At 63.0% G+C, this 12,702-nt stretch carries 5 protein-coding genes; 4 read left to right on the top strand and 1 reads right to left on the bottom strand.

Going from position 1 to position 12,702, the window contains the following annotated elements; genetic code table 11:
• Window positions 1–57 precede the first annotated feature (57 nt).
• The 4 genes from JFU58_RS09250 (at window position 58) to JFU58_RS09235 (ending at window position 12,262) form a co-directional block, all read left to right on the top strand.
• Window positions 58–10,590, top strand: a complete 10,533-nt coding sequence (locus JFU58_RS09250) for an autotransporter-associated beta strand repeat-containing protein (protein ID WP_342215232.1) — start codon at window positions 58–60, stop codon at window positions 10,588–10,590.
• A 166-nt stretch (window positions 10,591–10,756) separates the two neighbouring features.
• On the top strand, window positions 10,757–10,951 hold the full coding sequence (locus tag JFU58_RS09245) for a hypothetical protein (protein WP_177026371.1): 195 nt from the start codon (window positions 10,757–10,759) through the stop codon (window positions 10,949–10,951).
• Window positions 10,944–11,249, top strand: coding sequence for an XRE family transcriptional regulator (locus tag JFU58_RS09240; RefSeq protein ID WP_093208979.1), 306 nt, complete (start codon window positions 10,944–10,946; stop codon window positions 11,247–11,249). The genes JFU58_RS09245 and JFU58_RS09240 overlap by 8 nt, the downstream gene beginning before the upstream one ends.
• Window positions 11,250–11,365: 116 nt before the next feature.
• Window positions 11,366–12,262: a LysR family transcriptional regulator gene (locus JFU58_RS09235; protein ID WP_242488240.1), complete on the top strand. Its 897-nt coding sequence runs from the start codon at window positions 11,366–11,368 to the stop codon at window positions 12,260–12,262.
• Here JFU58_RS09235 and JFU58_RS09230 read toward each other — a convergent pair.
• Window positions 12,252–12,653: a RidA family protein gene (locus JFU58_RS09230; RefSeq protein WP_063029301.1), complete on the bottom strand. Its 402-nt coding sequence runs from the start codon at window positions 12,651–12,653 to the stop codon at window positions 12,252–12,254. The genes JFU58_RS09235 and JFU58_RS09230 overlap by 11 nt on opposite strands.
• Window positions 12,654–12,702: the final 49 nt, after the last annotated feature.

The following is a 12,702-nucleotide window of genomic DNA, read 5'->3' as shown; positions in this document are numbered from 1 at the left end:
GTATTTGGGGCTTCTACGCATTCATGGATGAAAGGCTTTGACCACAAGGAGTTTCACGTGGAAAGAAGACTTGCTGCTGCCGCTGTACCTCGTATTTCTCCTCTTAATCTTGCTATTCGCCTCGGTATTGCCGGCCTGGTTCTAGGCTTGGCGAGCCCGCAGGCGATGGCTGCTTGTTCGCCGGCAAGTCCCACGGCAGGCGCCACGGTCACCTGTACCGGCGTGCCGAGTTTGCCGCTGTTCTTGAACACCTTTGCCAGCGCGGTCAACGGCCTGACGGTTAACGTCAACAGCGGCGCGCAGATGAACGCGACCCTGGGTGGCCAGGTGCTCAACCTCACGGGCAATAACCTGACCCTCAATAACTCCGGCACCATCGACCCGGCGCTGCTTGGCCTCGTGACTGTGTTGAGCGGTGGTGTGACGCTGGGGAATACGGCGGCGAGTAACGTCACTATCAACAACACCCTCACCGGGATCATCAGGGGCACTGGGGATGTGCTCGGGTTGAACCTGACGAGCCTCGCCGGCATGGCGATGAATGTCGTCAACGGTGCGGGTGGCGTCACCAATATCACCAACAACGGCACTATCGGCTCGAACGCGTTGCTCAACTTGACGCTGTTCTCTTCGGATACGCCGGTGGTAGCGGTGCAGGGTGGCTCGCAGGTCAACATGGTCAACAACGGCACCCTGACCGGACGTGTGGCCTTCGAAACGTCCAGCACCGGCAACACGTTCATCAACACCGGGACGATCTCCGGTGGCGTCTCCATGGGGGCGGCCAGCAGCAACACATTTACCGCCGTGACCGGTTCGACCATCACCAATGGTGGCGGGGTGGGGCTCAGCCTCGGTGGCCTGATCGGCGTGAACCTGACGTTTGCGCCCACCGGGCAAGTTGATGGCGGGGCCGGGGGCAACAACTCTTTGATCCTGCAAAACACCATTGGTGTGGGCGGTGGCACGAGCGGTGCGGGCACGGCGTCCAGCGCCAACTACGTGAACTTCAACAACCTGACGGTCAACAGCGGTACCTGGACCTTGCAAGGGCCGCTTGTCAGCGGCAGCACAACCCTCAACGGTGGCGTTGCGTCGTTCAACAACGCCCAGTCGTTCGGCACGGGCGTGCTGACGTCCAATGGCGGGGTGATCCAGGCCAGCAACGCCGGGTTGACCCTCAATAACCTGATTTCCCTGGGCAGCGGCGGGTTGACGGTTCAGGGGGCCAATGGTTCGACGCTGGGAGGCGTGATCTCCGGGAGTGGTGGTTTGACCAAGGCCGGTACCGGGCAGTTGAGCCTCAGTGGTGCCAATACCTATGCCGGCAATACCACGATCAATGGCGGCTCGGTTCAGGTCCTCAACAATCAAGCCTTCAGCACCGGCTCTGTGACATTCGCGGGTTCGGCGTCGTTGAGTGCGCCGGGCACCATCAGCCTGAACAACCTCATCACCCTCAACGGTGCCATGACGGCTACCGGAGCCGGGTCCTTGACCCTGGGAGGCGTGATCAACGGGGCGGGTGGGCTCAGCAAGAGTGGCAGCGGCACCCTGACGTTAAATGGCAACAACACGGCCTTTACAGGCCCTTCTAACCTGAACACCGGCACGTTGGTATTAGGTAATAACAACGCACTGGGTACCGGTGTACTGAACGTCAATGGCGGCGCCAATCTTGATACCGGCGCCAATGTCACCCTGAACAACAACATCATCCTCAACGCCAACCTGGCCACGGTCGGCAGCAACGCCTTGACCCTTGGGGGCGTCATCTCGGGTGTGGGAGGGATTACCAAGAATGGCGCCTCGACCCTGACGGTGACCGGCAACAACACCCAGAGCGGCCCTACCACGCTCAACGCCGGCACGCTGCTGGTGGGCAACAACAATGCACTGGGCACCGGCGCCCTGAACACGGCCGCCAGCACGACCCTGGATGCCACCACGGCGGTGACACTGGCCAACACGGTGTTCATGGCGGCGGACTTGACCATCGGCGGCACTCAGGCCCTGGGCCTCACAGGCGCAATCAGCGGAGCGGCCGGCCTGATCAAGAACGGCACTGCGGCGTTGACCCTCGGTGGCGCCAATACCTACACCGGCAACACCATGCTCAATGCCGGTTCGCTGATCGTCGGCTCCAATACGGCGCTGGGTACAGGCGGCATTTTGAACACGGCCGACGGCACCACGCTGGACGCAAGCATCAATGTTTCCCTGACCAATGGCGTCGGCGTAACCGGCAACCTGAACATTGGCGGGACCGCCGGCCTCACCCTTGGGGGCGTCGTTGCGGGCAGCGGCGGCCTGACCAAAAACGGCGCGGCCAACCTGGTCCTCAACGGTGCCAACACTTTCCTCAACGGCGTAACTCTCAACGCGGGCACGCTGACCGCCGGTAATAACGCGGCCTTGGGCGTCGGTGACCTGACCGTCGCGGGTGCGGCCTCGCTGGACAGCAGCGCCAACGTGACCCTGGCCAACAACATCGCATTAAACGCCGACTTGAGCGTGGCGGGCAGCAACGCCTTGACCCTGGGCGGCGTGCTCAGTGGCACCAACCAACTGATCAAGAACGGCGCGGCCAACCTGACCCTCAACGGGGCCAACACCTACCAGGGCGGCACGACCCTGAACGCCGGCAGCCTGACCCTGGGCAATGCCACGGCACTGGGCACTGGGGCATTGACGGTGGGCGGCGCCAGTAGCCTCGACAGCACTGGCGCGTTGTCCCTAGGCAATGCGATCAACCTCAATGCCAACCTGACCGCCGGCGGGGCCAACCCGTTGACCCTCGGTGGTGTGATCGCCGGCGCGGGCGGCCTGATCAAGACCGGCGCCTCGAGCCTGACCCTCAATGGCAACAACACCTACACCGGCACCACGGCGCTGAATGCCGGGACCTTGATTGTCGGCGCCAATACCGCGTTGGGCACTGGCGCGCTGAACGCGTCCAACGGCACCACCCTGGACGCCAACACCGCCGCCACCCTGGGCAATGCCGTCAACCTCGGTGGCATCCTGACCCTCGCTGGCAGCAATGCGCTGACCCTCGGCGGCAACGTCAGCGGCATCGGTGGTTTGATCAAGACCGGCGCGGCCGACCTGACCCTCAACGGCAGCAACAACTATCAGGGCGGTACGACGCTCAACACCGGCAAGATCATTGTCGGCGCCAACAACGCCTTGGGCAGCGGTGCGTTGACCACCGCCGCCAACACCAGTTTGGACGCCAGCACCGCCGTCAGCCTGAGCAACCAGATCGGCATGACCGGCCCGCTGACGATCGGCGGTACGGCGGATCTGACCTTGGGCGGCGTCATCAGCGGCAACGGCAACCTGGTGAAAAACGGCACAGCCAACCTGATCCTTAACGGCGTCAATACGTTTATCGACGGCACCTCGTTGAACGCCGGCACGCTGACCGTCGGCAATAATGCGGCCCTCGGCACCGGCAGCCTGGCAGTCAACGGCGCGGCGACGCTGGACAGCAATGCCCCGGTAGCACTGACCAACAGCATTGCCCTGAATGCCGACCTCACCGTCGGCGGCACTCAAGGCCTGACACTGGGCGGCCTTATCGGGGGCACCGGTCAGTTGATCAAGAACGGTGCGGCTAATCTCACCCTCAACGGCATCAATACCTACAGCGGCGGCAGCACCCTCAACGCCGGTACCCTGACGCTGGGTAACGGTGCGGCGCTGGGCAGCGGTAGCCTGACCGTGGGAGGCACCTCCACACTGGACAACAGCGCGGCGCTGACCCTGAACAATGGGATCATCCTCAACGCTGATTTGAACGTGGCCGGCAATAACAACCTGGCGCTCGGCGGCGTGATCAGCGGCGCTGGCGCCCTGAACAAAAATGGCTTGGCAGACCTGACGCTCAGCGGCACCAACACCTTTACCGGCGCCTTGAACATCCTTTCCGGCAGCGTCACTACTGCCAGTACCGGCGCACTGGGCAATACCTCCGGCGCCAATGTCAGCGCCGGCGCGTCGCTGATCATGGGCAGCGATGCCAGCCTGGCAACCCTTGCCGGCAGCGGTGATGTGCAGGTCAGCGCAAGCAACACACTGTCGGTGGGCGGCCTCAATTCCACCAGCACCTTTGACGGCGGCCTGAGTGGCAGCGGCGCCCTGGCCAAGGTCGGCACCGGCACCCTGAACCTGACCGGCATCAATGGCCTCACCGGCGACACCAACGTCAACGCAGGCACCTTGAACCTCAGCGGTTCGCTGGGCAGTGCCAATGTCAACGTCAATACCGGCGCGACTTTCACCGGCACCGGCTCGGTACTGGGTGCGCTGAACGTCAACAATGGCGGCCACCTGGCCTTGAGCAGCGGCAATACGCTGTCGGCCGGTTCGCTGGTGATGGCCGGCAGCGGCAATCTGGACGTAGCGCTTGGCGCACCGTCCACCACCTCGTTGCTCAACGTTGGCGGCAACCTGACCCTCGATGGCAACCTGAACGTCACCGATGCCGGTGGCTTCGGCGTCGGGGTGTATCGCTTGATCAACTACACCGGGGCGCTGACCGACCTGGGCCTGAATGTCACTGGCGTGCCGGTGGGCTTCGGCCTCGGCGACCTGGTGGTGCAAACCTCGGTGGGCAATCAGGTGAACGTACTGGTGGCGGCGCCGAACGCCAATATCCGCTTCTGGGATGGCAGCCAGACTATCGCCAACGGCGTGGTGGACGGCGGCACCGGCAGCTGGACGGCTGGCGGCACCAACTGGACCTCGGTCAATGGCCTGGTCAACCAGCCATGGGCTGCCGACTTCGGCGTGTTTCAGGGGGCAGCCGGCACCGTCACGGTGGTGGGCGGACAATCGTTCACGGGGCTGCAATTCGTGACCGATGGCTACAACCTGGTGAGCGGCGCGGCAGGGCAGTTGACGGCGGTGAACGGCACCGGTGGCAACACCGCGATTCGTGTTGACCCGGGTTCCACCGCGACCATCGGTGTGGGGATTGACGGCAGTGGCACCCTGGCCAAACTCGACAGTGGCACCCTCGTGCTCAATGGCGCCAACAGCTACACCGGAGGCACCGAGCTTCAAGGCGGGACATTGGTGGTGGGCAGCAACACGGCCCTTGGCAGCGGACAATTAAGCACTTCGTCCGGCACCACGCTGGACAGCAACACCGCCGTGTCCCTGGCGAATGGAGTGAGCCTGCTCGGCAACTTGACGGTTGGCGGCAGCAATGCGCTGACCCTCAATGGCGTGATTGGCGGCGTCGGTGGCTTGATCAAAAACGGCGCGGCTAACCTGACCCTCGGTGGCAACAATGCCTTCCTCGGTCCGGTTGCGCTGAACGCGGGCGGGCTGATCCTGGCGTCGAATTCGGCACTGGGCAGCGCCACACTCAATGCCGCCAACGGCACCACGCTGGATGCGGCCACTGCAGTGAGCGTGAACAACGCTATCAACCTGGCCGGTAACCTCGGGGTCGGCGGCACGGCCGACCTGACCCTCGGTGGCGCTCTCAACGGCGCCGGCAGCCTGACCAAAAACGGCGCGGCCAATCTGGTCCTGGATGGCGCTAATGGTTTCCTCGGTGGAATCACCTTGAACGCCGGGACCCTGACGGCGGGGAACACTTCGGCGCTGGGCCTGGGTAACTTGACGGTGGCAGGCGCTTCGAACCTGGACAGCAACACGGCGTTGAGCCTGGCCAATAACATCGCCCTGAACGCCAATCTGGGCGTTACCGGCAGCAATGACCTGACCCTCGGCGGCGTGATCAGCGGGGCAGGAGGCGTGAGTAAAAACGGCGCGGCGAACCTGACGCTCAATGGCACCAATACCTATACCGGCGGCACCACGCTGAACGCCGGTACCTTGACTCTCGGCGGTGCAGCGGCACTCGGCTCAGGCACCTTGACCGTGGCCGGGCCTTCGACGCTGGACAACAGTTCGGCGCTGGTGCTGGCCAACAACGCCACGGTCAACGACAACCTGAGTGTGACCGGCACCAACAACCTGACCTTGGGCGGCGTGTTGGATGGCGCTGGCACCCTGACCAAAAATGGCGCAGCCGACCTGACCCTTGGCGGCAACAACACCTTCAGCGGCAATTTCAATGTACTCGGCGGTAGCCTGACCACCACCAGTGCGACGGCGCTCGGCAATAACGCCGGCTTGAACCTGGGTGCCGGTACCCAGCTCAATCTCGGGGCTTCTGCCAGCCTTGGCAGCCTGACCGGCAACGGCACCGCACTGATCGGCGGCGGCAATATCCTCAGCCTGGGTGGCGGCAACCAGAGCAGTACCTTTGACGGGGTACTCGACGGTGGTGGGCAACTGAACAAACTCGGTACCGGTACCTTGACCCTCAGCGGCATCAACACCCTGACCGGCGACACCAGCGTCAACGGTGGCACCCTGAATCTCAGCGGCTCCCTGGCCAGCGGTAATGTCGCGGTCAACAGCGGCGCGACGCTCACGGGCACCGGCAGCCTTGGCGGCGCCGTCACCGTGGCCGATGGCGGGCACCTGGCAGGCTCGACCGGCAGTACCTTGTCGGTGGGCTCGCTGGTGTTGTCCGGCAACTCCAACCTGGATGTCGGGTTGGGTACACCGGTTGTCGGCGGCGGTAATGCGTTGATCAATGTTGGCGGTAACCTGACCCTCGACGGTAACCTCAACGTCAGCGATATCGGCGGCTTCGGCAGTGGTGTGTACCGCATCATCAACTACACCGGCGGCTTGACCGACAATGGCCTGGTGATCGGCGCGGTGCCCGGCAGCGTGACGCCGGGGGATCTGCAGGTGCAGACGGCAGTCGGTAATCAGGTCAACCTGCTGGTGACGGCACCGAACACCACTGTGCAGTTCTGGGACGGCGGCCAACTGGTGGGCGACGGCACCGTTCACGGCGGCAGCGGCACCTGGGGCACCGGTACGACCAACTGGACCAATGTGGATGGTACCGTCAATCAGGCCTGGGGCAACAGTTTCGCGGTGTTCCAGGGCACGGCGGGCACGGTCACGGTCAACGGTACACAAAGTATCACCGGCCTGCAGTTCGCCACCGACGGCTACAGCCTGGTGGACGGCACGGCGGGCGCGTTGAACCTGGTCAATGGCGGCACCGGGAATGCGGCGATTCGTGTCGACCCTGACAACACTGCCACCATCGGCGTGGCCATCAACGGCGCCGGCACGCTGGGCAAGTACGACACCGGCACCTTGGTACTCAATGGCACCAACGGCTACACCGGCGGCACTGCCCTCAATGGCGGCAAGCTGGTGGTGGGCAATGACAGCGCACTCGGCACCGGCGTATTGACGACGGCCAACGGCACCGCGCTGGACAGCAACACGGCGGTCAACCTGGCTAACGCGGTGGTTGTGAACGGCGCCTTGAATGTCGCCGGGTCCAACGCCTTGACCCTGGGTGGTGTGGTCAGTGGCAGCGGCAGCCTGGTCAAGAACGGTGCGGCCAGCCTGACCCTCAATGGCAACAACACCTTCAGCGGCGGGACGCAGTTGGCGGCAGGCACGCTGATCCTCGGCAATAACAATGCCTTGGGCAGTGGTGCCCTGGGTGTTACCGGCAATTCAGTACTCGACAGCACGGCGGCGTTGCAGCTCAATAATGGGATCAACCTCGGTGCGCAACTGGGCCTCGCGGGCACTCAAGACACCACCCTCGGTGGCGTCATCAGTGGCACTGGCAGCCTGGTGAAAAACGGCAATGGTTCACTGCTGCTCACCGGTGCCAACACCTACAGCGGCGGCACCACCTTGAACGGCGGTATCACTTCGGGTGACACCAGCAGCCTGCAGGGCGCGATCGCCAACAATGCGACCCTGACCTTCGAACAGGCGGCGGATGGCACCTACACCGGCAACCTCACTGGCGCCGGCGTGCTGAACAAAAACGGTACCGGCGACCTGCTGCTCAGTGGCAACAACACCTTTACCGGCGATACCAACGTCAACGCCGGCGGCCTGTTGGTCAATGGCACGTTGAACAGCGCCAATGTGCTGGTGGGCAGTGGCGCCTCCCTGGGCGGTTCGGGCCAACTGGCGGGTACGGTCACCCTGGCGAACGGCTCGACCCTGACCGCAGGCACTGGCGGCACCCCGTTGTCGGTAGGCGGTCTCAACTTGTCGTCGGGGACCAACCTGGACTTCAGCCTCGGCGCGCCGGGCGCTTCTACCTCGGTGGTGAATGTGGCCGGCAACCTGACCCTGGACGGCACGCTGAACGTCACCGACGCCGGCGGCTTCGGCACCGGGGTTTACCAACTGTTCCGCTACGGCGGCAGCCTGACCGACAACGGCCTGGCTTACGGCACGCTGCCTTCGGGCATCCTGCCGGGCGCGCTGACCTTGCAAACCGCGCTGGCCAATCAGGTCAACCTGCTGGTGCAAACCACGCCGGGGCAAGTCCAGTTCTGGAACGGCGGCACCACCAATCCTGACGGCACGATCACCGGCGGTAGCGGGACGTGGGGCCCGGGCACCAACTGGACCGATCCGAACGGCACCCAGGGCCAGGCGTCAACCAACCAGTTCGCAGTGTTTGGCGGGCAGGGCGGGACCGTGACAGTGGAGGGTAATCAGGGCTTCACCGGTCTGCAGTTCCTCGATCCGGGCTACTCGCTGGTGGCCGGTGCAGGCGGCAGCCTGAGCCCGACCAATACGCCGGACGGCAGCTTGGCCGCAGCACGGGTCAACGCTGGCGTGACCACGCAGATCGATGCGCCGCTGGTGGGCACGGGCGGCATCAACAAGCTGGATGCCGGTACCCTGGTGCTGATGGGCGCCAATACTTACACCGGCGGCACCACCGTCAGTGGCGGGACCTTGGCCGGTAACACCACCAGCCTGCGGGGCAATATCCGCAACAACGCGCGCTTGCTGTTCACGCAACTGAGCAGCGGCCAATTCAACGGAGTGCTCAGCGGTACCGGTGCGCTGGTCAAGCAAGGTGCGGGTACGCTGCTGCTGACCGGCAACCAGCCGTTCAGCGGGACGGTGGCGGTGGATCAGGGCGTGTTGCAAGTCGGCAACGCGGCCAATCCAAATGCAGTGTTCGGTGGGCAGGTCACCGTGGCTAACGGTGCCGGGCTGACGGGCAATGGCAGCGTTGGTTCGCTGGTCAACCACGGTGCGGTGGCCCCGGACAGTGGCAAGCTGAGCGTCGCCGGCAACTTCACCAACGCCACCGATGGCGCGCTGAACCTGGTTATCACCCCATCGGCCGCCGGGGCCCTGGCGGTAGGCGGCACGGCGGACCTGGCGGGCACGCTGAATGTGGTCAACCTGGCGCCGTATGCCGGGCCGACTACCTACACCTTGTTGACCGCCGACGGCGGGGTCACCGGAACGTTCGCTACCACCAACCTTGAGAACCTGGCGTTCCTCAATACCGCGCTCAGCTACAGCCCGAACCAGGTTGCGCTGGCGGTCAGCCGCAATAATGTCAGCTACGCCAGCGTGGCGGCCACCGGCAATCAGCGGGCGGTAGCGGCAGCACTGGGCAGTGGCGCAGCGGTGGGCGGTGCGGCGGTGCAAAACGCACTGCTCAACGGCAGCGTCGCCGGGGCTCGCGCCGCGTTCGACAACCTGTCGGGGGAAATCCACGCCAGTACCGCCAGCGCCTTGCTCGAAGATTCGCGTTACATCCGTGACGCGGTCAATGAGCGCCTGCGCCAACCCGGCTGCTACCGTAAGGACGATCCCCGCAGCAGCCTGGCACCGAGCGAAAACCAGTTGAGCAGCGCCGGTTGCCAAGGCGAAATGGTCGGCTGGGCACGTGTGCTGGGCACCTGGGGGCATATGGGCGGCGACAGCAACACCGCCAACCTGGACCGCAACCTCAGTGGCTTCCTGCTGGGCACAGACAAGCAACTGGATGACGCCTGGCGCGCCGGTGTTGCCGCCGGTTACACCCGCAGCGACCTCGACGCCAAGCACCGCAACTCCAGCGCCGACGTCGACAGCTATCACCTGATGGCCTACACCGCGTACCAGCAGGAAGCGTTCGCCGCACGGATGGGCGTGGCCTACAGCTGGCACGACATCGAGAGCAAGCGCGACGTGGCGGTGGGTGATGTGGGGCAACGCCTGAAGGCCGACTACAAGGCCCGCAGCGCGCAAGTGTTCGGTGAAGTCGGCTACACCATTCAAACCGGCAGCGTCGCCCTGGAACCGTTCGCTGGCCTGGCCTACGTCAACTACGACAGCGACACCATCAAGGAGAAGGGCGGCTCGGCAGCCCTGCGCGGTGATGCCGATCAAGACGTCACCTTCTCCACCCTGGGCCTGCGTGCCGGCCAGACCATCACTTTGGGCAACGGCTCGAAAATCACACCGCGGGGCAGCATCGGCTGGCGTCATGCCTTTGGTGATACCAAGCCGGATGCCGACCTGAGCTTTATCAACGGCGGTGGAACTTCATTCAGTACCCAAGGTGTGCCGATTGCCAAGGACAGCGCCGTGCTGGAAGCCGGCATCGACTATCAGATCAGCCCCAACGGCAAGCTGGGCCTGGGCTACTCCGGCCAGGTCTCGCGCAACGACAAGGACCATGCGATGACCATCAGTTTCTCCCTCGGTTTCTGATCAAGACCGAGTCTCTTCAACCGCCCGAAAGGGCGGTTTTTTTATGGGCGGATAATCGTGCGGGAATAATCTACAAACACTTTCCCGGGGAAAACGGGAGGCTGTGTGCCCCTCAGGCTTCTACAGTTATGCACTTGAGTTTATATTCCATGGACGGAATATTTGCATGAGTTGGGACGTTGAATATACGGACGAGTTTGGAGGCCGGTGGGGCGATCTGGATACGAAGGGTGCCTTATTGCTGATAGGCGGAGACAAAACAGGACGAGGCCGCTGGTATGACGAATACGTCCCGCTGGCTGAGACCTTGTATGACGAACATTTGGAAACACTGCGTAAAGAGGGCCGTCACCATGGCTAAAAAATTCAGTGAGCTTCAGGCTCGCATGACACCGCAAGCTCGGGCCGATGCAGAGCGCATCCTCCAGCAGCACCTGAAAGAAATGCCTCTGCATGAACTGCGCAAGGCGCAACAGATGAGCCAGGACACGTTGGCCAAGGCGCTGAATATCAACCAGGCGGCAGTGTCCAAAATGGAACGTCGCACCGACATGTATATCAGCACGCTGCGTAACTACATTCGTGCCATGGGAGGGGAGTTGGAGATTGTCGCCACGTTTCCTGATGGCCAGGTAAAGATCGAAAACTTTGCCAACTGAGTCAGTTTTTCCGTCAACGCCCGGCCCTGTGCCGGTTTTTTTGTTATCTGAATACCTGTCGCCATTGTGCAGCTTTATAGACAATACTTGGCATTTTCGCCCTATCGGCCATCGCCATGAACCAACTCCTCGCCATGCGTGCCTTCGTCCGTGTCGTCGAAACCGGCTCCTTCAGCCGCGCCTCCGACCAGTTGGCACTGCCGCGCTCCACTGTCAGCAAACTCATCACCGACCTGGAGAAGCACCTTGGCGTCAAGTTGATGCACCGCACCACCCGTGCGTTGGCGGCGACGCCGGAAGGATTGGAGTACTACAACCATGCGCTGTGCCTGGTGGCAGAACTGGATGAACTGGACAACGCCCTGCGCGGGCAGAAGCTCAAGCCCAGTGGTCACCTGAAGGTGGATGCGCCGGCGTCCTTTGCCAATTGCCTGTTGATTCCTGCGCTGGTGGATTTTCATCGCGAGTATCCCGACATCACCATCGCCCTGGGCATCAGCGACCGCGCCGTGAATATCGTGGGGGAGGGTGTGGATTGCGTGCTGCGGGTTGGCAAGCTGGATGATATGGCCATGATCGGCCGCAAGGTTGCGGACCTGGAATATGTCACTTGCGCTGCGCCGGGCTACCTGGAACGCATGGGTACGCCCGAGTCTCCCGAAGACCTCGAAAAAAACCACCTCAAGGCCGGCTATTTTTTTGCCGGATCGGGCAAGCCGGAACCGTTGATTTTCGAGCAAGGCACGACTCGGTACGAGGTAGGCCAGTGCGCCTTTTCGACCAACGAAGGCAATGGCCTCAAGGAAATGCTGCTCGCTGGCCTGGGCGTCGGACAGCATTTCAAGTCCATCGTTGACTACTACGTCGAGACTGGCCAACTCGTCCCGGTGCTGGCGGACTGGACTCGGCCCGCCGCCCCGTTGCACATCATCTACCCACCCAATCGACATCAGAACGCCCGGCTGAAGGTGTTTATCGACTGGGTGATCGAGCGGTTCGGCGTCAGGCAATAATCGCCGTCACGCGGATTTCAATACGCATCGCTGGCAGTCCCAGGGCCTCCACCCCCAGTTCGGTCCAGATCGGCGCGTGATTGGGCATGTAATGGCGGTACCACTTGACCATCTGCTCGTTCACCTCGGGAGGAAAACCGCCCACGTGGTAGGAGTTGACGTGGATCACATGCTCCCAGCCGGCACCTGCTTCTGCCAGGGTGCGATCCAGGTTGTGAAAGGCCAGGGCGATCTCGTCGGTGAGGGATTCGGGAATTTGAAACTGGTGATCCCAGCCGCCCTGGCCCGAGGTTTCGACGCGGTTACCCACTTTTACCGCTTGGGCGTAATGCAGGGTTTCGCGTGCAATGTCGCCGTAACCGGGTGTGATGAAAAATTCGGGCTTGCTCATGGTGTTCCTCGGTTTCAGTGGTTGACCCGACAAAGGTTAATGGACTGAA

The organism is Pseudomonas sp. TH34, from assembly GCF_016650865.1.
Lineage (GTDB): Bacteria > Pseudomonadota > Gammaproteobacteria > Pseudomonadales > Pseudomonadaceae > Aquipseudomonas > Aquipseudomonas yamanorum.
This window is presented reverse-complemented; position numbering and strand designations above follow the sequence as displayed.

What these genes read in the sequence shown, in the direction of transcription:
- JFU58_RS09230 (WP_063029301.1), bottom strand. Translation starts at nt 12,653, where the DNA reads ATGAGCAAGCCCGAATTTTTCATCACACCCGGTTACGGCGACATTGCA.
- JFU58_RS09245 (WP_177026371.1), top strand. Translation starts at nt 10,757, where the DNA reads ATGAGTTGGGACGTTGAATATACGGACGAGTTTGGAGGCCGGTGGGGC.
- JFU58_RS09240 (WP_093208979.1), top strand. Translation starts at nt 10,944, where the DNA reads ATGGCTAAAAAATTCAGTGAGCTTCAGGCTCGCATGACACCGCAAGCT.
- JFU58_RS09235 (WP_242488240.1), top strand. Translation starts at nt 11,366, where the DNA reads ATGAACCAACTCCTCGCCATGCGTGCCTTCGTCCGTGTCGTCGAAACC.